This is a genomic window from Nitrospira lenta, from assembly GCF_900403705.1.
Classification (GTDB): domain Bacteria; phylum Nitrospirota; class Nitrospiria; order Nitrospirales; family Nitrospiraceae; genus Nitrospira_D; species Nitrospira_D lenta.
Genome location: NZ_OUNR01000017.1, coordinates 101,410 through 120,184, shown reverse-complemented (window position 1 = coordinate 120,184; position 18,775 = coordinate 101,410). Strand labels below are relative to the sequence as shown.

Sequence of the window (18,775 nt, the reverse complement as noted above, 5' to 3'; positions counted from 1 at the left end):
ATGACTTTCCCGGCAAAGGGCAGCGATGCCATGGTGCGGGTTGTGTTGTACTATCAGCCCGCGCTCGACGTGACAGACCGCATCGTGAAGGAATTCGACAGCCAGAATAAGTAGTCGTGGCGCAAGAGGGAACAGAGGAGGCAACGGCATGGCAGTGATGGAGCAGGCAGAGATTCAAGCATTACTCCCGCACCGGTATCCGTTTCTGCTGGTTGATCGGGTGCTGGAGTTGGATCCCGACCGTCGAATCGTGGCGATTAAGAACGTGACGATCAACGAGCCCTTCTTTCAAGGCCATTTCCCCGGGCGGCCGGTGATGCCGGGGGTGCTCATCCTGGAAGCGATGGCGCAGGTCGGCGGCGTGCTGGCCTTTAAGTCCGTGCAGGTCACCGGTCGGCCCGTCGTCTATCTGACCGGCATCGACAGCGCAAAGTTCAGGAAGCCGGTGGTGCCGGGGGATCGTCTGCGGTTTGAGGTGGACGTGATCAAGAAGCGGGCGCCCTTCTGGAAGATGCAGGCCAAAGCCTATGTCGATGACGATGTGGTGTGTGAAGCGGAAGTGACGGCCATGGTGACGGAAGAGAAAACAGAGTCGCGGCCATAACGGGGCCATTTGCGGAGGTCTGGCGTGCAGATTCATGCGACAGCAATAGTACATCCGGGTGCGAAATTGGCGGAGGATGTCGTCGTCGGACCGTTTTGTCTGGTCGGCGAGCATGTCTCGATCGGGAAGGGAACCAAGCTGCTTTCTCACGTGACGGTCGACGGGTGGACCGAGATCGGCGAGCGGAACGAGCTGCATCCCTTCTCGTCTATCGGCGGTCCGCCCCAGCACTTGGGCTATAAAGGGGAACCGACCAGGGTGGTCATCGGCGACGACAATATTCTGCGGGAATATGTCACGGTCAATCGCGCGACGGTGCAGGGTGGGGGGCTCACTTCCGTCGGCAATAAGAATTTCTTGATGGCCTATGTGCATGTCGCCCACGATTGCCGCTTAGGGAATCAGCTGATTCTCGCGAATGCCGCCAGTCTGGCCGGGCACATCACCATCGGCGATCATGCCATCATCGGCGGGTTGACGGGTGTGCATCAGTTCGTGCGCATCGGGGCCTATGCCATGGTGGGAGGATGCTGCGGAGTCGTCCAGGATGTGCCGCCGTTTACGCGGGCCGCCGGCGGGTATCGGTCGAAACTCTACGGATTGAACTCGATCGGATTGCGCCGCCACGGATTTTCCGGCGAGCGAATCTCGGTGTTGAAGAAGGCCTACGATCTGCTATTCCGCCAGGGCCATCGATCCGCCGAAGCGATCAAGCTGGCCCGGGCGGAGTTCAACGATCAGGCGGATGTGGCCCAGATCCTGACCTTCATGGAAGCCACCAAGCGTGGAATTTCCCGTTCGATCGGGAAGGATCAGGGCGACGAGGATGAATCCGCGTGACTGCCTCAATCCCCAACGAAGACAAGCGGATCGGGCTAATCGCCGGGAACGGGCGATTTCCGATTATCTTTGCCGACAATGCCAAGAAATTGGGCTACTTTGTGTCGGCCGTCGCGCATGTGGGAGAGGCGGAGCCTGAACTCGAACAGCATGTCGATAGCATCCATTGGGTGAAGATCGGGCAGCTCAATAAGCTGATCAACGCCTTTAAGAGCGACAACGTGAAGCGCGTGGTCATGCTGGGGGGCGTCAAGAAGACGCATGTCTTTACGACCGTGCGGCCGGACTTGCGGGCGCTGGCCTTGTTCGCGCGGGTCGCGCTCTGGAAAGACGACGACATCCTCAGGGAAATTGCCGCGGAGATCGAGCGGGAAGGGATTACGATTTGTGAGTCCACCTTCGGCCTTGAAGGCATCCTTGTCGAAGAAGGGACGCTCGCCTCTCGTGAGCCATCCAAAAAAGAGTGGGAGAATATTCGCTATGGCTGGGAGATGGCCTATGAAATGGGGCGTCTCGATATCGGTCAATGCGTCGTGATCAAAGACAAAGTCGTGGTGGCAGTCGAAGCGGTCGAAGGGACCGATGGCGCGATCAAACGGGGCGGTGAATTGGCGAAAGACGGCGCGATCGTCGTGAAGCGGTGCAAGCCGCAACAGGATCTCCGGTTCGATCTCCCGGCCATCGGGCCGCGAACGATCGAAGTCATGGCGTCAGTGAACGCGACGGTCTTAGCGGTGGAAGCCGGGCGGACCGTGATGCTCGACCGGGAGTTGTTGTTGGAAAAGGCGCGCCAGGCCGGCATTGCCGTGATCGGGATCAAGCATCTCGAACCGATCAAAGCCTGAGTGAACAAGGGAAAGGGAATGCAGTGAAGGTCTTGCGGGCCGGCGTCATCGGCGTCGGACATCTGGGGCAGCATCATGCGCGCCTCTATGCCTCCATTCCAGGCGTGACGCTTGTCGGAGTTACCGATCAGAGTCCTGAGCGCGGGCAAGAAATCGCCGGACGCCATGCCGCCCAGTTCTATCGTAGTCCTGAAGAATTATTGAAAGCAGTCGATCTGGTCAGTGTGGCCGTGCCCACCTCCTCGCACTTTGCCGTGGCCAAGCGGTGTCTCGAAGCCGGCACGCATGTGTTGGTCGAGAAGCCGATTGCCGTGCAGCCGGTTGAGGCGCATGAATTGGTGGCCCTGGCCAAGGCGAAGGGGTGCCGGTTACAAGTCGGACACAGCGAACGCTTCAATCCGATCATGCGGCTGATGCGGCCACACATCCAGCGCCCAGCGTTTATTGAGGGGCATCGGCAGAGTAGCTACAGCCCGCGCGGGACGGATGTCGACGTCGTGCTGGATCTCATGATTCATGACCTCGACCTGGTGTTGTCCTTTGGCCTTGGTTCGGTTGAAGAGGTGCGTGCTTCCGGTGTCGCGGTCCTTTCTCCAACCATCGATATTGCCCAGGCGCGGATTCAGTTCAGCAGCGGCTGTGTCGCGAATCTCACGGCGAGTCGCGTGTCGATGAACAAGATGCGCCGGTTGCGGTTGTTTCAGCGCGATCACTATCTCTCAATCGATTTCCAAACCCGTCAAGCGGTGATTGTACGGCGCCGCATCCTGTCCGGCGCACCGCCTGAACTCGGCACCGAAACGTTTCAGGGGAATACCGACGAGCCGCTCAAGCTCCAGTTGGAGTCCTTTGTCCAGGCCATCCGCTCGGGGTCGCGGCCCGAGGTCTCCGGTGAGGACGGTGCCGCAGCGCTGGACGTGGCGCACCAGATTTTGGCCGCCATCGCGGAACATGCCGCGCGCCAATCATCCTAGCCCAGCGGCGGCTGTCGGCATCGTGATTTTCATGATCGAATGGCTCTCTGGCACAGGCGATTCAGAATAACTCGATGCTCAAGATGAAAGACTATCGATGCCGCAGATTTTGATCGTAGCCGGAGAGGCCTCCGGCGATCTTCATGGCGCCAACCTGGCACGGGCACTTCGCGAGCTCGATCCCGCCGTCCGGTTAGTCGGTGTCGGTGGGGCTGCAATGAAGTCCGCGGGCGTGCAGTTGGTGGAAGGCTTCGGCCATCTTGATGTGATGGGTATCGTCGGCTTTTCGGCGCTGAAGGCGATCATCCGCCGATTTGCCGCCATGCGCCGATTGCTGAGATCTGAACGCTGGGACGCCGTGGTCTTCATCGACAATCCCGGGCTCAATCTGCGCTATGCCTGGTTTGCCAAGTCGGCCGGGCTGCGGGTGATCTACTATATTGCACCGCAGATTTGGGCCTGGCGGCCGGGCCGCATGAAATATATTCAACAGCGGGTCGATCAGGTGATGGTGATTCTTCCGTTCGAACCTGAGCTGTATCGTCAGGTCGGTTTGCCCTGTACCTTTGTTGGCCATCCGCTGCTGGATGCCGTCGCCCCGTACTATGATCAGGCGAAGCTGCGCGAGCAATTTGGTCTACAGCCGACCGGCCGGGTCATCGCGCTGTTGCCGGGAAGCCGGTCGGCGGAAGTGCGGCTGCATCTCCCGATCCTGCTGGATGCGGCGGAGCGATTGCTGCGCGACGATCCGACGACGCAGTTTCTCATGCCCCAGGCCTCGACGATCGCCGATGATCTGATCCGGCCGCTGCTCGAAAAAAGTTCGGCGGCGGTGACGGTGGTTCCGGAGCAGGCGAGCGAAGTGATGGCGGCCGCCGATCTCATCTGTGTGGCATCGGGGACCGCGACGTTACAGGCGGCGGTTGTCGGGACGCCGATGGTGCTGTTCTATCAAGCGCATTCCTGGTTGACCTATCGGCTGGCCCGGTTGCTGATTCGAGTGAAGTGGATCGGATTGGTCAATCTGGTGGCCGGCCGGCCGGTCGTGACGGAATTAATTCAGCATGAAGCCACGGGCGCGAGGGTGTATCATGAAGTCCATCGGCTATTACATGATCAGGCCGCGTATGATGAAATGAAGCGGAGCTTGCAGGCGGTGAAAGCGAGCCTCGGACAACCCGGCGCTTCCCGCAGAGCCGCTCAGGTGGTATTGGACGCATGTCGAGCGTAGATCGATTCCTTCGGTTGCTGAAATATGTTCGGCCCTATCGGGGCCGGTTTCTCGCCGCTATTGTGTGCTCCGGCATGGTCGCGGCGCTGTCCGGCGTCTATGCCTGGCTGGTCAAGCCGGTGCTGGACGGTATTTTCATCGAGAAGGATGAATCGCTCTTATTGGTGCTGCCGCTCGCGCTCCTGGCGGTGTCGATCGTCAAAGCCCTGTTCAGCTACGGGCAAACCTATCTCATGAATTATGTCGGCAACCGGGTGATCGCCGATATTCGTCAGGCGCTGTTTCTCCATGTTATGCGGTTGCCGGTCGGTTACCATGACGCCAATACCTCCGGACGGTTGGTGTCGCGCGTCGTCAACGACGTGGGGTTGATGGCGAATGCCGTCTCCAATGTCCTGAAAGATATGTTTCAGCATGCGCTGACGTTTATCGTCATGCTCGGCGTCATCGTCTACCAAAATTGGCAACTGGCGGGCTTGTCGATCATCGTCATCCCGCTCGCCGTGGTGACGATGTCCCGTATGGGCCGCCGCCTTCGCGCGCTGGCCACCAGCGGACAGGAACGGATGGGGGACATGTCGTCGACCGTGCAGGAGACATTGTCCGGGATTCGGATGGTCAAAGCCTTCCGTCGCGAAGAGGCAGAGGCCGCCCGATTCGAACTGAGCAACCGAGCCTTTTTGAGTACGACGCTGAAGGCCAATCAAGTGTGGTCGATTGGGTCGTCGCATATGGAAGTGATCGGAGTGGTCGGCGTGGCCGTGATCATCTGGTACGGCGGCTACCTGGTGCTCCATGGCAACATGACGCCGGGGGCCTTCTTTTCATTTCTGACGGCGATGTTCATGGCCTATACGCCGATTCGAAAATTAGCCGGGGTCAACAACCTGATTCAACAAGCTCTGGCTGCGTCGGAGCGGGTGTTTGAAGTGCTGGACCTGCCGACAGAGCAGTCGCAGGACCGGGGTACGCTCGTCTGCCAGGGGATTTCCGACCGGATCGAATTGCGCGGGGTGTCGCTGAGCTACAGCGGGCAGACGACGCCGGCCTTGACGGGAGTTGATCTGGCCATTCGTACCGGTGAAATGGTGGCGTTGGTCGGGAGCAGCGGCAGCGGGAAGTCTACGCTGGTGAGTTTGTTGCCGAGATTTTACCAGCCGACAAGCGGGCAGATTCTTCTCGACGGCGCGCCGCTGGAGTCCTATACCTTGGCATCGCTGCGCACGCAGATCGGCATCGTCTCGCAGGATGTGGTGTTGTTCGACGACACGGTTGCCAGCAATATCGCGTTCGGACGCCCGGGCGCGAGCGCGGCGGATATCGAGCAGGCCGCCAAGCAGGCCTACGCGCATGACTTTATTGCCCGGCTGCCTGAGGGCTACCAGACGACGATCGGCGAACGGGGTGTGAAGCTGTCGGGTGGCGAGCGCCAGCGCGTGGCCATTGCCCGGGCGATTTTGCGCGATCCTCCGTTGCTGATTCTGGATGAAGCGACATCCGCGCTCGATACGGAATCGGAGCGCATCGTGCAACTGGCGCTGGCCAATCTGATGAAGAACCGCACGACGGTGGTGATTGCTCATCGGCTCTCGACCGTGCAGAATGCCACCAGGATTGTGGTGCTGGACCGTGGCCGGGTGGCTGAGATCGGCACGCACGAAGAGCTCTTGCGGCACAACGGCCTGTATCAGCGGCTGCATGCCATGCAGTTCCAGGACGTGACAAATGTTTAACAGGATGCTGAAAGTATCCGCCAGCAGCGTTCTCGCATCGTTCAGACCCTCAACGTACCCCGAGGGTACGATTCGGCCCTTCACTCGCTGCGGCCTTGCCCGCGGAACGGCGCGTCTCGGCGCGCCGGGGGTGGGCGGGTGAGAACAGTGGCTATTTTGAGCATCCTGTCGATCGTATAGGTAATTGGCGATGAGTGAGAAAGATCTCATAAGACTTCCGATGAAGAAGCGGATCCAAAACTGGGTCAAGTTCTCTCTGCTCCCTCCGCTCGGAGCGCTGGTGATTCGTGGGATCAAGGGAAGTATGCGGCTGGAGCAGCGCGGCTATGAGCCGGTAGATGCGCTGTATCAAGAGAAACGATCCATTATCCTGGCCTTCTGGCATGCTCAGCAGTTGATGATTCCGTTTGGGTATCGCGGGCTCGGGTCGCATGTCTTGATCAGTCAGCACGGCGACGGAGAAATTATCGCCCGCATCATCGCCCGTTTCGGTCATGAGGCTGTGCGCGGGTCAAGCACGAGAGGCGGCGCTGGGGCCCTCCGCTCGCTCATTAAGCTGGGGCGGTCAGGGAAAGATGTGGTCGTGACTCCGGATGGTCCCAAAGGGCCGCGGCAGGTGGCGAAGTTAGGCGTTATTCAACTGGCGAAGGCTACGGGATTGCCGATTGTTCCGCTCGGCTTTGCCTGCTCAAAAAAAAACTCTTCTCGAGCTGGGATCGCTTCATGGTGCCGTACCCGTTTTCCCGCGGCGTCTTTCTCTGGGGCACCCCGATCTGGGTCTCGCGCGAGGCGGATGGCGCCGCGCTTGAAACCGCTCGTGTCGAATTGGAATCGACCTTAAACCGGCTGACGGCTGAGGCTGAAGCGGAGGTCGCATCCTAGCCAACCCATGTGGCGACTGCTCTACAACACTCTTCTCATTCTGGCTACGCCGATCGTCCTCTGTATTTTGCTCGCCAAGAAACGGTGCCGGAGGGGTTTGCTCGACCGGTTCGGGTTGCGCGTCAGGCCGGTCTTGGAACCGTCCGGAGAGCGGCGCCCCTTGATCTGGATTCACGCCGTCTCGCTCGGTGAAGTGGTGGCGGTCACGCCGTTGGTAAAAGAGCTGCATCGCCACCATCCCGATCATAAACTGATCGTCTCGACGGTGACGGAGACGGGGCGCGAGGCGGTTGAACAGCGACTGGCGGGGATTGCCGAGCATCGTTATGCTCCGCTCGATGTTCCCTGGGCTGTGTCCTGCGTGATCGCGCAGTGGCAGCCGGTGCTCTATGCATTTGTCGAGACCGAACTCTGGCCGAATCTCTTATGGACCTTGCGGGATCGGCAGGTGCCGACCGTCATGGTGAACGGACGGTTGTCGTCGCGGTCCTTTGCTCGGCAGCATATCGCCGGCCTCATCTCATTCTATCGTTCGGTGCTGCGGTCGCTCACGCTCTGTCTCATGCAGTCAGAGCGCGATGTGCAGAGAATCGTGGCGCTGGGAGCCGATCCTAGTCGGGTCCATAGGACCGGTAATATCAAGTTCGATCAGCCAATGCCTTCGATGGCGGCAGTGTCGTCGTTGCGTACTGAGTTGGGCCTGCAGGAGGGCGAATCGCTCCTGCTTGCCGGGAGCACGCATGCAGGCGAGGAGGAGATGCTGGTTGCGGCGTACCGACAGGTCATTGCCGCTCATCCGCATGCCGTTCTCATGCTGGCTCCACGCCATACTGAGCGAGCGGCCGATGTCGTGGCGCTGATCCAGGCGGCGGGATTGCCGGTGCAGCGCAAGAGCGAGCTTGATTCAGGCGGGGCCGGGCCGCGAGTCATCATTCTGGATACACGGGGTGAGTTGGCACGGGCCTATCATGAGGCGACCGTGGCATTTGTCGGCGGCACTCTGGTTCCTGTGGGTGGACACAATTTGTTGGAGCCTGCTGTCTGGAGTAAGCCGGTGTTGTTCGGTCCCTATACGGACCATTGCGCGGAAATCGCGACGCTCCTTTTAGAGTCCGGCGGTGCTGTTCGAGTGTCCGGTGCGGAGGATCTTGCTCGCACGGTCTGCGCATGGCTGGAGGATTCGGCCGCCCGTCGCCAAGTCGGGGAGGCCGCACGTCGGACCGTGGCGGACAATCAGGGGGCGTTGCGGCGGAGCATGGAGTTGATCGAATCCTGTTTGCCGAAGGACCCGTCTCCTTCTTTCCGGTCTGTCGGATCTGCGCCGCAGCCCATGACTGCGAGGCCGTGATCGTGGCCCTGTTGCGCCCCGGCGATCCGGTTCGTTCCTGGTTGAGCGGAGCGGCCTTTCTCTATGGGTTGGCGGTTCGCCCCAGAATGTGGGCCTATGACTGCGGATGGAAGAAGCCCATACGATTGCCCTGCCGAGTGGTGAGTGTCGGAAATCTGACCGTCGGTGGAACGGGAAAAACTCCGATGGTGATTCTATTGACGGAGTGGTTGCAGGCGCAGGGGCAGCGGGTCGCGGTGCTCAGCCGTGGCTATAAGCGGACATCGACGGCGGCGCAGGTGCTGGTCTCAGACGGGGAGCGGGTCCTGGTCGGTCCGGCAGAGGCCGGCGATGAGCCCTATCTCATTGCGAACCGCTGTCCCAAGGCCATTGTTGCAGTCGGAGCGGATCGCGCTACAGTCGGACGATGGCTGCTCGATCGATGGCCGGTGGACTGGATCGTGCTCGACGATGCCTTTCAGCATCGCGCGCTGTACCGCGACCTTGACGTGGTATTGATTGATGCAATGGATGCAACGGGATTGGATGGTCTGTTGCCGGCTGGACGTCTTCGTGAGCCGTTGGCCGGGCTCCGCCGTGCGGATGCGGTCGTCATTACCCGTGCGGATTCTGAGCGAGATGTCGCCGCCGTGCGTGCCCGATTGCAGGCCGTCATGACAGGACATCCCGTGCAGGCAGAGGTGGTCTTCAGGTCCGACGATGTGGTGTCGGTCACGACCGGCGAGCGGCGAGGTGTAGACTGGTGTGTGGGAAAGAAGGCCTGGCTGGTCAGCGGGATCGGCAACAGCGAGTCCTTCCGCCGGTTGGCCATGGAGAATGGGCTCCAGGTCTATGGTGAAACGGCGTTCGCGGATCATTACGTCTATCGGAGCGAGGATGTCGATCGGATGCGTGCTCAGGTCTCACGATCGAATGTCGAGATTGTGCTCACGACCGAAAAGGATGCCGGGAAGCTCGCGCCCTTGTTGAGGCCTGACGATTCCTGGTGGGCCTTGCGGCTACGGGCCGATGTGAGGCGCGGGCAGGATGCGCTCCAGCGCCTGTTGCACGGCGTCTCCCATACACTTCCGCCGCAGGGAGACGTGCGTGCGTAACGAATTGCCGTCGCGCATTCTGGTACGGGCGCCGAACTGGATCGGCGATGCCGTGATGTGCGAGCCGGCGCTACGCGGGCTGCGAGCGCTTTTCCCTAAGGCGGAAATTACCTTGCTCGCGAAGCCGGCCATTGCTGAGCTGTTTATTGCCTATCCGGGCATCGATCGCCGGTTGGTCTACGATGATCGCGGAATTCATGCGGGGCTGTCGGGGAAATGGACGCTGGCGGGTCTGCTGCGTCGGCAGCGGTTCGATCTGGCGGTGTTGTTCCAAAATGCGTTTGAGGCGGCGTTGATCGCGTGGCTCGCCGGTATCCGCCGCCGGTATGGCTATGGTACCGACGGGCGTGCGTTTCTGCTGACCGATCCCGTCGCGCGTCCCGATCGCGCCACGTTGGTGCATCAAGTACACTATTATTGGGACCTGTTGAAGCCGCTTGGCGTGACCGGCGCACCGACGGTTCCGGCACTGACGGTTTCTGCTGATGAAATTCGTGCGATGGATGAGCGTTTGACGGAGAGTGGAGTGGGGCGGGAGGATCTGATTGTCGGTGTGAATCCTGGTTCGACGTATGGAAGTGCCAAGCGATGGCTGCCGGAACGATATGCGGAGGCGGCGCTGCGGGTGTGCCGTCAGATTGAACAAGGACAGCGGCGGCCGGTCTCAGTCGTGATTCTCGGGGCCAAGGGCGAAGAAGCGTTGGGCCAATCAGTGGCAGATCGTCTCACTGTACGGTCAGCGGTTTTGTCGGGACGGACGAATATCCGTGAACTGATGGCCGCGACCAAGCGCTGCACCATATTACTGACCAACGATACTGGGCCGATGCACATGGCGGCGGCGTTTGCGGTGCCGGTGGTGGCTGTCTTCGGTCCCACCGATTGGAAAACCACGGCGCCATATGGGCAAGAGGCGTCGATTGTCCGACAGCCGGTGGACTGTGCGCCCTGTCTGTTACGGGAGTGCCCCATCGATCATCGCTGTATGACCGGCGTCACGGTAGACATGGTCACGCAGGCTGCGGCTGGGCAGCTGGCACAGACTATTCAACCGGCGGCTGCGGCGACGCCTGCGCCGACCGTCACCAGTTTCTCCCCCTTGCAAGGCGTGACGGTGTTTCTCGATCGTGACGGGACGTTGAATCCCGATCCCGGGTACATCGGTTCTCCAGATCGGTTCGAATTGTTTCCCGGTGTCGGCGCCGCGCTGGCCAGGCTGACGCACGCGGGAGCTCGACTGGTGGTGGTGACGAATCAATCGGGTGTCGGGCGTGGATTGTTTTCTGCCGCCGACCTCGATGCGATTCATGCGAAGCTCCGGCGATTGTTGCATGACGCGGGGGCTTCATTGGATGCGATCTATGTGTGTCCGCATCATCCGGACGAGCGGTGTCGCTGCCGGAAACCTGAGACGGGAATGATCGACCGGGCCGTGCGCGAGTTGGGAATCGACCTGTCCCGATCGTACCTCATCGGGGACCATGCCAAAGACATGGAGTTGGCCAAGCGGGTGGGTGCGAAGCGCGTGTGGGTCACCACCAGTGCGCATGGGGCACTAGCTAAGACGGAGTCCGGCGAGGCCGCGGCAGTCGTTGCGCCGTCACTCGATGAGGCGGTGACCTGGATTCTGGCCGATGCCGGGGCACAGGAGCAGAAACTACCAGTCGGCGAGGGGACGTCGTAAATGATATCGATGGCTGAGCCTCGACGAATTTTGCTGATCAAGCCGAGTTCGCTCGGCGACATTGTGCACACCATGCCGGTGGTTGCCGCGTTCAAGCAACGCTGGCCTTCCGCGCATTTGACCTGGCTGGTGAAGCGTCAATGGGCGGAGGTCGTGCAACGGATCGAAGGCGTCGATGCTGTGTGGCCGGTCGATCCCACTCTAGCATCATGGGTCGGTCAGGCTCTGGCGTTGCGGGCGCAGCGGTTCGATCTTGTTGTCGATCTGCAAGGACTCTTGCGCAGTGCGCTGGTGGCTCGGATCACCGGATGCACTCAACGAGTGGGGTTTGCTAACGGACGTGAAGGGAGTCCATGGTGGTACACGCATCGAGTGGCGGTATCGACTTCCGAGATGCATGCTGTGGAGCGATACCTGCTGATTGCGGCGGAGCTGGGCGTGCCGGTCAAGGATGCGCCGCAATTCCGATTCAGATTGCTGTCGCAGGATGTGACGACGTTGCGAGAGTTGTTCCGACGCAAAGGGATTGATCTGGATGCACCGTGGGTGGCCATGAACGTCTCCGCGCGTTGGCCGACTAAGCGCTGGCCTGCCGCATCGTTTGCCGCCGTGGCGACTCAATTGGCAGCCAGAGGCATTGGACCGCTGGTGGTGATCGGCGGACCGGACGAGCGGGAGACCAGCGGGCAGGTGCAGAGCCTGGCGGCTTGTCCTGTTATCGATCTGACCGGCGAGACGCCGATTGGATTGTTGCCGGCCCTGTTGTCGAAAGCCTGTGCGTTGATCACGAACGATTCAGGGCCGATGCATGTGGCTGCGGCAGTGGGGAGGCCGGTGGTGTCGATTTTCGGGCCGACCAGCGCGGTGCGTACCGGTCCGTACGGAGCGGGACATACCGTCTTGACTCATGACGTGCCATGCCGTCCCTGCTTCAGTCGTGTCTGCCGCCATGCGGTGCCGATGGAATGTCTCGAATCGATTACTCCCGAACAGGTCGTGGCGGCCGTGGTGTCCCAACAGTCCTGCCGTGCGGTGTCACGATGAATGTGCTGATCGTGCGTCCGGACGGGATCGGGGATTTGGTGCTCTCACTTCCTGTCGCGACGCAATTGCGACAATTGATACCAGGCGTTCGCATTGGCGTGCTGGCGAATCCCGTGGCGGCGCCGATTTTAGAGCACCATCCCGACATTGATTATGTGCGAACGGTGTCGTTGCAGGCAGCGATCCCAGACATGATGCAGGCTTTTTCAGGCGGAATCGATGCGGTCATTTTCCTCAAGCCGTTCCGGCGCTTGATGTGGGCGGCCTGGCGGGCCGGCGTTCCGCTTCGTGTAGCGACGGGCTTTCGGTGGCAGAGCGTGTTGTCGAATCGCTGGGTGTATGAACACCGCAGCAGTTTTCAGAAGCATGAGTCTGACTATAACGTGGAGATGCTCAAGGGGCTTCGGCTGACGCCGTTGTCTGTGGTCGCGCCGGTGCTCCGGCTCACCGATGCCGAGCGAGCTGGCGGGGAGCGGCACTGGAGTGGCACGGTCATGCCGCGAGTCGTGATTCACCCTGGCGGGGTGTCGGCCCGGCATTGGCGGCCGGTGCATTATCGGGACCTTGCCCAGATGTTGGCGCAACAAGGGTACGCGGTAGTGTTGACCGGTAGCCCGGTCGAACGCGATCAATTCCAACGCGAGGCGTTGGACGGCGCCGTCCTCCATCCGGGCATCAGCAATCTCATGGGACAGCTTACAGTTCGGGAATTGATGGCAGTGATTGGGGCCGCGCACGTGGTAGTGTCGGGTGCAACCGGGCCGGCCCATCTGGCTGCGGCTCTCAGTGTTCCGACGGTCAGCTTGTTTGATCCGCGCCGAAACAATCTGCCGACCCGTTGGAAACCCTTGGGACGCGGCGTGCTGCTTCGCCCAGATGTGCCGACCTGTGAGAAGTGCATCGGTGAGGCCTGTCCCTATTGGGATTGTTTGGATCGATTTACCGTTGCGGACGTTGCGGCTCGACTCGGCGCTGTGGTGCGGTCTGTCCAGCCGTTAACGATTCACCATGTCTAGTCGCCACTGACTCTCGGCCACTATCCCCCCTCACGTTGTTGATATATCTACCTATTGTGGAATTCTGCCTTGACTCCCTCTCCTAATTGTGTTCATATCATGAACGTTTTTTGGTGGAGCCTCTCAATGAGATGAATCTTCAGGGACAACGAGACCTTATTCTGCTCACGGAATTGGAGCGGGACGGTGCGATCACGCAACGGTCCCTCGCCATCAAATTAGGCGTGGCACTCGGTCTCACGAATCTATACGTGAAGCGTCTCGCGAGAAAGGGATACGTCAAGGTCACGACCATCCCATCACACCGGATTCGCTATCTGCTGACGCCGCAAGGATTTGCCGAAAAATCCCGTCTCACGTACCTCTACATGCAGTACTCCCTGTCGCACTATCGGGACATGCGCGCCCGGTTGCGTGATGTCCTGTCTCGGGTCACTGTGGTGGGAGGTCGGCGGATTGTGATTTTTGGAACGAGCGAATTTGCAGAAATGGCCTATCTTTCGTTGCGGGAAATGGATCTGGAGTTAGTCGGGTTTGTGAGTGACGGGACGGTTGAAACGTTTCTCTCGTATCCCGTCTCGCATCCGCGTGTCTTGCAAGAGTGGGCGTTCGACGCCGTGGTGCTCGCCGATCTCGATCGGTCGCGTGAACTAGGTGAAATGCTGGTGCAGTATCAGGTTCCGAACGGCAAGGTGCTCGCGCTCGGACCGACGGCCTGAGTGGGCTGTACGCTCGGGTAGTTTTTTGTGTTCACTGTAAGTGAGAGGGCGAAGCTGTGTGTGAGACCTCATCTCAATCTCAGTGGTATGCGCTTCGGACGAAGTCGCGTCACGAGAAGCTGGTGCGGGATCAGCTGGAAAAGCAGGGGATTGAACCGTTGCTGCCGACCGTGAAGCGGCTGAGTCAGTGGAAGGATCGCAAGAAGGAGATCGAAGTTCCGCTGTTTTCAGGCTATTGCTTCGTCAAATTTTCGCAGCAGGACCGGCTTCCCGTACAGAAGATTTCCGGCGTGGTCGAAGTGGTCGGGAGTGGGCACCGTCCCGAGCAGATTCCAGATGAAGAGATTGAAGCCTTGAAGACTCTCATGACCAGTGTCCTGCCGTATGATCCCCATCCATATCTCCATGAGGGCATGATGGTGGAAGTGGTGCGGGGGCCGTTGCGAGGTGTGCATGGCCTCCTCTTGCGGAAAGAGAAGCGGCATCGGTTGGTCATCGGAGTTCGGCTGATTCAGCAAGCCGCGGCCGTTGAGATCGATGTGGATGATATTGGCCCTGTCTAGGCAGAGAGCCCGGTCGGCTCGCCGGGTATAGTCACACAATGCGTGTCAATGTGATTTCTTTCCTTGATCCCCGCGTCTATAACGGCGGGGGGGAAATGATTAGCCGCCGCTTGCTGGAGGTTGGGGAGCGTCTCGGCTATGACATCCGATTATCCGCCGTGCGGCCAAGACGTCGGTCCTTGCACCATTCCCCTCATCTGAGTCTCTTCATCGACGTCTTCAATCATGCGCATAGTGTGAAGTCATTAGGTGCGTGGCGGGCATTCGGAATGGCGTTTCTTGAGGAGGCCATGGCTCGCGCTCCCTTCGTGCATTTGACTAATGCCTATGCGGATGTCTGCAACCTGCCGTACCTGCCCTGTTCCGGCGACAGGCCGGATGGCTGTCCGGTGAAGCCTGGGTTGAACGTGGTCCGGCAGTTCATGATGCGGGATTGGACTCATGAGTGCTTTGTCCAGCAGTCGATAGTGCGTCGCTTGTACGAACAGTCCGTGCTTAACGTGTATCTGTCGCCCTTGCATCGTCGGATTACAGAGTCGCTCTTGGGCAGCCATCGGTTGCCGCCGAGCTATATTCTGAAGCCAATGATCGATACCAGCCGGTTTGTCAACGAAGGCCGTGTGCGCGACATCGAGTATCTCTTCGTTGGAGTTGTCGGGGAGGCCAAGGGCTTGGCGGCCATGCGAGAACGGTATGGGCATACAGACATTCACTTGATCGGCCGTTGTGCTCCGGGCGTCAAGCCTGACTTTGGCCGGCATCTCGGTCATGTGTCCTATGATGAGGTACCGTGTTATATGAATCGTGCGAGGAATTTCGTGTTTCTTCCGCGCTGGCCGGAGCCGCAAGGCCGTGTCGTGGCGGAGGCGGCGTTGTGCGGGTGCCGGATTATTGGCAATGAGAATGTGGGCGCTTTGTCGTTCGACATGGATCTTGCCGATCCCGAATCCTACCGTGATGTCGAGGATGCCTTCTGGGTCAGACTTGAGGAGTTGGCACAGTGAACGAGAACAGGTGTGCGCCAGTTTTGAGTGTGATTATTCCGGTCCTCCATCTCAATCGTCCGGTCAATGCCAAGCGGTTCTTCATGCCGAAGTACACGATTCGCGAGGTGCTCCACGATTTGCGCAAGCATGTGACGATGTCCGTTGAGGTGATCGTGATCTGCAACGGCAACGACCCCGAGTTGATCGAGTTCGTGCGTACGCACGAGAGCATCGACAAATATTGCCTCAACAGTGTAAACGCCGGTGTGGCCCGCTCGTGGAACATGGGAGCGCAGATGGCCGAGGGGGCGGCGCTATGTTTTCTCAATGACGATGTAGCGGTGGGAGCGGGAGCGCTGGAAGCGCTGTATGACGCGTTGATGTCTGCGCCGGAGATTGGGCAGGTGGGCCCAACGGGCGCGCGCTGGAAAGGGGCCGAGCATGACCGTTTCGTCGGTGAAGATCGGGCGGAGGATGCCGACGCCATCGCCGGGTACTGCTTCATGGTGCGCGAAGACTTGTATCGAAGGCTCGGCGGTTTCGACGTGGCCTATTCGCCTGCGGGATTTGAGGAGATCGACTTGAGTTTCGCGATTCGCAGGGCTGGCTTCCGTTGCGTGGTCGTGCCGAAACTGGCGCTGCACCACTACCATCATCATGGAGTCAGTGCCTACCGTTCGGAGATCCGCTATTTGTCTCAGGTCATCGACACCGTGACGCTGCACGAACGGAATAAGGCCTATTTCAAGGCGAAATGGGGCATTGTCGATGTGGCATAGGCTTCTGCAAGCAGTGCTTGCTCGCCGTCCCGTGGTCTACGATGGGACATTTTTCCGTGAGGAGTGGTTCCAGGGATGGGAGGAGTTGCGTTATGTGCTGGAGCAGCTCGTTCGTGAATCAGGGCACTGGCGTCGGGTCCTTGATTTTGGCTGCGGGCCAGGAGTGATGATCGATCATATGAACACGTGCGGTTTCGACTATGTCGGTTGTGATTATTCTGACTCGGCGCATCGCCTGTATCTAAGCCGGTTTGGCGCGTATCCTCAGCAATATGTGTCGCAGCTCAGTGTGGTGAATATGGCGGACTTCGATGTGCTGCTCTCCTTCGATGTCTTTGAACATATGGCCGACGATGAGATTGCTCAGGTGTTGGAGGCCAGCAAGCCGATCCCGGAGCTGTTTCTGAATATCAGCCGTGATTGGCGTACGCCCGGCCATATCAACATCAGATCGGATCGGGCATGGACGGCGTTTTTCAAGCGCCACGGACTCCAGTTGCGCGAAGATCTCACCGTACGGCTGCGGCAGCGGTATCGGGAGTTGCGGCCGGGCTGCCAGGATCGGTGGGATCGGAATATATTCGTATTGTCGCGCGGGCGAGCGGTATGACGGCCAATTCGAAGAGTGCGGCATCCAATCCGGACGACCAGTATTTCCAGCTTGATCGTGGCGATGTGGCTGCTCTGGTTCCACGGGAGTGCCAAACGATCCTTGAGATCGGAAGTGGATTCGGTTCGCTGGGGCGTGCGCTGATGGCCCGGCAGTCCTGTACCGTGGACGGGGTCGAAATCAATCCGGCAGCGGCCGTGCATCTTGGCGGAGCCTATCGCCGATTCTGGATTGGGAACGTCGAGCAGGTCGAACTTGACGGGGCTGTTCAGGATTACGACTGCCTGTTATTCCCCGATGTCCTGGAGCACCTGGTTGATCCGTGGGCTGTCTTAGATCGATTCTGCCGAGTGCTTCGACCTGGAGGGATTGTCGTCGCCAGCATCCCTAATGTGCGCAATTTCGCCTTGCTCTATCGTCTGATCGTGCTCGGGACGTGGGCGTATGAAGCTTCCGGGTTATTAGATCGCGGCCATCTCCGCTTCTTTACCCGGCAGTCGATTGCCGAGATGTTTGCCCGCAGCGGCCTGGAAATTGAGCTCTGGCACTGCAATCGAGATCGTTATGCGGGAATTCGTCGTGTGGTGGCCTGGCCGGCCACACTGCTGGTGCCCGATATCGATGTGTGTCAGTACCTGGTGCGAGCCAGAAAGTTGTGACGACATCAGCCGGAAACAACGTACTGATCATTGCGTCGTTGACGCCGACATGTACGGCACACTACTTCATTCGTGCCTTCCGGCAGCTTGGTTGTGTGGTCAATGTCTGTTCCGATGTGCCCGACGAGTCGGCCGATCTGCGGGTGCATGGCACTGTGGATGTGCCTCGAGTCATCGCTCAACTCGGCGTTGCACCGGAGTATGTTCTTTTTATCGAAGGAGGGACCATGCAGGTTCTTCCAATGGGGCTGGAACGCGTGCCGTGCGTGACGGCCTGGTATGGCATCGATACCCATATGGATTACTCCAAGCATCTGCGGATCGGGCGGTTGTTCGATGTCACCTTCGTTGCCCAAAAGGAATATGTTGAGCGCCTACGCGCCGATGGGCTGCGACAGATCCATTGGCTTCCGCTTGGTTTTGCAGCAGAGTTGCTGCCGTCGCCGCTGCCTGAGCGAACCATCGATATTGCTTATGTAGGGTCGGACCGGGTTGCCGCCAATCAGGAGCGGCATGCGTTGCTGGGGGCGTTGCGCCGCGAATTTTCTTCGACGCATTTTGGGACGGCCACCCCTGAAGAAATGGGCCGCATCTATGCCAGTGCGCGGGTGGTGTTCAATAAGAGCGTGAAGAATGATGTGAACATGCGTTTCTTTGAAGCGGCCGGAGCCGGCGCGGTGCTTGTGACCGATGAGATTGTGGACAATGGCGTCGAAGATTTGTTCGAAGAGGGGACACACTACGTATCTTATCAGGATGAGGCGTCACTCATCCGTGCGACGCGCGACCTCCTTGCTGATCCACGACGTTGTACGGCGATAGGGGAGCGTGCTCGTCAGCATGTGCTGGAGCACCACACCTATCGGCACCGGGCAGCGTATATTAAGGGCGTATTATCAGGCTCCAGCAAAGCTGTTTCTCCACAGCCAGAAGATTACTTTGCCGCGTGTTTGTCACTTGGCTTATTAGGTGCGGCGTTAGGAGCTGTCGCTCAAGCCATGGCCGTATCGTCTGCGAGTATGTATCGGGCTAGCATGGGGGCTTTCGTATCCCCAATCTTGCGAGGGTTGGCGACCCTGGTCTGTTTTGTAGAGCGAGTGCGGGCCTATTGGACTACTAGACGACGTGTAATTTCGATATTCCCAGCCGTAAGGAGATGAGACT

19 protein-coding genes are annotated in these 18,775 nt (G+C 59.5%); all 19 read left to right on the top strand.

Going from position 1 to position 18,775, the window contains the following annotated elements; all coding sequences use genetic code 11:
• Positions 1-148: 148 nt before the first annotated feature.
• The 19 genes from fabZ to NITLEN_RS12185 all read left to right on the top strand — a co-directional run bounded on the left by fabZ (position 149) and on the right by NITLEN_RS12185 (position 18,771).
• Positions 149-604, top strand: a complete 456-nt coding sequence (gene fabZ, locus NITLEN_RS12275) for a 3-hydroxyacyl-ACP dehydratase FabZ (protein WP_121989912.1) — start codon at positions 149-151, stop codon at positions 602-604.
• Between the two features lie 24 nt (positions 605-628).
• Positions 629-1,444 (top strand): acyl-ACP--UDP-N-acetylglucosamine O-acyltransferase, encoded by an 816-nt coding sequence (gene lpxA / locus NITLEN_RS12270; RefSeq protein ID WP_121989911.1) that lies wholly within the window; start codon positions 629-631, stop codon positions 1,442-1,444.
• Complete coding sequence (locus tag NITLEN_RS12265; protein WP_245924451.1) at positions 1,441-2,289, top strand: LpxI family protein; 849 nt, start codon at positions 1,441-1,443, stop codon at positions 2,287-2,289. The genes lpxA and NITLEN_RS12265 overlap by 4 nt, the downstream gene beginning before the upstream one ends.
• Positions 2,286-3,263: a Gfo/Idh/MocA family protein gene (locus NITLEN_RS12260; protein ID WP_245924480.1), complete on the top strand. Its 978-nt coding sequence runs from the start codon at positions 2,286-2,288 to the stop codon at positions 3,261-3,263. The genes NITLEN_RS12265 and NITLEN_RS12260 overlap by 4 nt, the downstream gene beginning before the upstream one ends.
• Positions 3,264-3,360: 97 nt before the next feature.
• Positions 3,361-4,494, top strand: a complete 1,134-nt coding sequence (gene lpxB / locus NITLEN_RS12255; RefSeq protein ID WP_121989909.1) for a lipid-A-disaccharide synthase — start codon at positions 3,361-3,363, stop codon at positions 4,492-4,494.
• Positions 4,482-6,227, top strand: coding sequence for a lipid A export permease/ATP-binding protein MsbA (gene msbA, locus NITLEN_RS12250; protein ID WP_121989908.1), 1,746 nt, complete (start codon positions 4,482-4,484; stop codon positions 6,225-6,227). The genes lpxB and msbA overlap by 13 nt, the downstream gene beginning before the upstream one ends.
• A gap of 190 nt (positions 6,228-6,417) precedes the next feature.
• Positions 6,418-7,068 (top strand): lysophospholipid acyltransferase family protein, encoded by a 651-nt coding sequence (locus NITLEN_RS12245; RefSeq protein ID WP_121989907.1) that lies wholly within the window; start codon positions 6,418-6,420, stop codon positions 7,066-7,068.
• A 48-nt stretch (positions 7,069-7,116) separates the two neighbouring features.
• On the top strand, positions 7,117-8,457 hold the full coding sequence (locus NITLEN_RS12240) for a 3-deoxy-D-manno-octulosonic acid transferase (protein WP_121989906.1): 1,341 nt from the start codon (positions 7,117-7,119) through the stop codon (positions 8,455-8,457).
• Positions 8,458-8,459: 2 nt separating this feature from the next.
• Positions 8,460-9,551, top strand: coding sequence for a tetraacyldisaccharide 4'-kinase (lpxK, locus tag NITLEN_RS12235; RefSeq protein ID WP_181416841.1), 1,092 nt, complete (start codon positions 8,460-8,462; stop codon positions 9,549-9,551).
• Positions 9,544-11,235 (top strand): lipopolysaccharide heptosyltransferase II, encoded by a 1,692-nt coding sequence (gene waaF / locus NITLEN_RS12230; protein WP_219999445.1) that lies wholly within the window; start codon positions 9,544-9,546, stop codon positions 11,233-11,235. Before lpxK ends, waaF begins: the two co-directional genes overlap by 8 nt.
• 9 nt (positions 11,236-11,244) lie before the next feature.
• Positions 11,245-12,279, top strand: coding sequence for a glycosyltransferase family 9 protein (locus tag NITLEN_RS12225; RefSeq protein ID WP_181416840.1), 1,035 nt, complete (start codon positions 11,245-11,247; stop codon positions 12,277-12,279).
• Positions 12,276-13,295, top strand: coding sequence for a glycosyltransferase family 9 protein (locus NITLEN_RS12220; protein ID WP_181416839.1), 1,020 nt, complete (start codon positions 12,276-12,278; stop codon positions 13,293-13,295). Before NITLEN_RS12225 ends, NITLEN_RS12220 begins: the two co-directional genes overlap by 4 nt.
• A gap of 131 nt (positions 13,296-13,426) precedes the next feature.
• The gene (locus NITLEN_RS12215) at positions 13,427-14,014 is read left to right on the top strand and encodes a winged helix-turn-helix transcriptional regulator (RefSeq protein ID WP_121989901.1); all 588 of its coding nucleotides are present in this window, start codon (positions 13,427-13,429) and stop codon (positions 14,012-14,014) included.
• Positions 14,015-14,070: 56 nt separating this feature from the next.
• Positions 14,071-14,577, top strand: coding sequence for a UpxY family transcription antiterminator (locus NITLEN_RS12210; RefSeq protein WP_121989900.1), 507 nt, complete (start codon positions 14,071-14,073; stop codon positions 14,575-14,577).
• A gap of 95 nt (positions 14,578-14,672) precedes the next feature.
• Positions 14,673-15,581, top strand: a complete 909-nt coding sequence (locus NITLEN_RS12205; RefSeq protein WP_146216176.1) for a glycosyltransferase family protein — start codon at positions 14,673-14,675, stop codon at positions 15,579-15,581.
• Positions 15,578-16,342 (top strand): glycosyltransferase family 2 protein, encoded by a 765-nt coding sequence (locus NITLEN_RS12200; RefSeq protein WP_121989898.1) that lies wholly within the window; start codon positions 15,578-15,580, stop codon positions 16,340-16,342. Before NITLEN_RS12205 ends, NITLEN_RS12200 begins: the two co-directional genes overlap by 4 nt.
• The gene (locus NITLEN_RS12195; RefSeq protein ID WP_121989897.1) at positions 16,332-16,952 is read left to right on the top strand and encodes a methyltransferase domain-containing protein; all 621 of its coding nucleotides are present in this window, start codon (positions 16,332-16,334) and stop codon (positions 16,950-16,952) included. The genes NITLEN_RS12200 and NITLEN_RS12195 overlap by 11 nt, the downstream gene beginning before the upstream one ends.
• Positions 16,949-17,611 (top strand): class I SAM-dependent methyltransferase, encoded by a 663-nt coding sequence (locus tag NITLEN_RS12190; protein WP_181416838.1) that lies wholly within the window; start codon positions 16,949-16,951, stop codon positions 17,609-17,611. Before NITLEN_RS12195 ends, NITLEN_RS12190 begins: the two co-directional genes overlap by 4 nt.
• A complete protein-coding gene (locus NITLEN_RS12185) occupies positions 17,608-18,771 on the top strand; it encodes a CgeB family protein (protein WP_121989895.1) in 1,164 nt (387 codons plus the stop codon). Before NITLEN_RS12190 ends, NITLEN_RS12185 begins: the two co-directional genes overlap by 4 nt.
• Positions 18,772-18,775: the final 4 nt, after the last annotated feature.

Bases quoted from the DNA above. Each gene is read 5' to 3' on its own strand.
- fabZ (WP_121989912.1), top strand. From the start codon at position 149: ATGGCAGTGATGGAGCAGGCAGAGATTCAAGCATTACTCCCGCACCGG.
- lpxB (WP_121989909.1), top strand. From the start codon at position 3,361: ATGCCGCAGATTTTGATCGTAGCCGGAGAGGCCTCCGGCGATCTTCAT.
- msbA (WP_121989908.1), top strand. From the start codon at position 4,482: ATGTCGAGCGTAGATCGATTCCTTCGGTTGCTGAAATATGTTCGGCCC.
- NITLEN_RS12245 (WP_121989907.1), top strand. From the start codon at position 6,418: ATGAGTGAGAAAGATCTCATAAGACTTCCGATGAAGAAGCGGATCCAA.
- NITLEN_RS12240 (WP_121989906.1), top strand. From the start codon at position 7,117: ATGTGGCGACTGCTCTACAACACTCTTCTCATTCTGGCTACGCCGATC.
- NITLEN_RS12225 (WP_181416840.1), top strand. From the start codon at position 11,245: ATGGCTGAGCCTCGACGAATTTTGCTGATCAAGCCGAGTTCGCTCGGC.
- NITLEN_RS12220 (WP_181416839.1), top strand. From the start codon at position 12,276: ATGAATGTGCTGATCGTGCGTCCGGACGGGATCGGGGATTTGGTGCTC.
- NITLEN_RS12215 (WP_121989901.1), top strand. From the start codon at position 13,427: ATGAATCTTCAGGGACAACGAGACCTTATTCTGCTCACGGAATTGGAG.
- NITLEN_RS12205 (WP_146216176.1), top strand. From the start codon at position 14,673: ATGATTAGCCGCCGCTTGCTGGAGGTTGGGGAGCGTCTCGGCTATGAC.
- NITLEN_RS12195 (WP_121989897.1), top strand. From the start codon at position 16,332: ATGTGGCATAGGCTTCTGCAAGCAGTGCTTGCTCGCCGTCCCGTGGTC.
- NITLEN_RS12190 (WP_181416838.1), top strand. From the start codon at position 16,949: ATGACGGCCAATTCGAAGAGTGCGGCATCCAATCCGGACGACCAGTAT.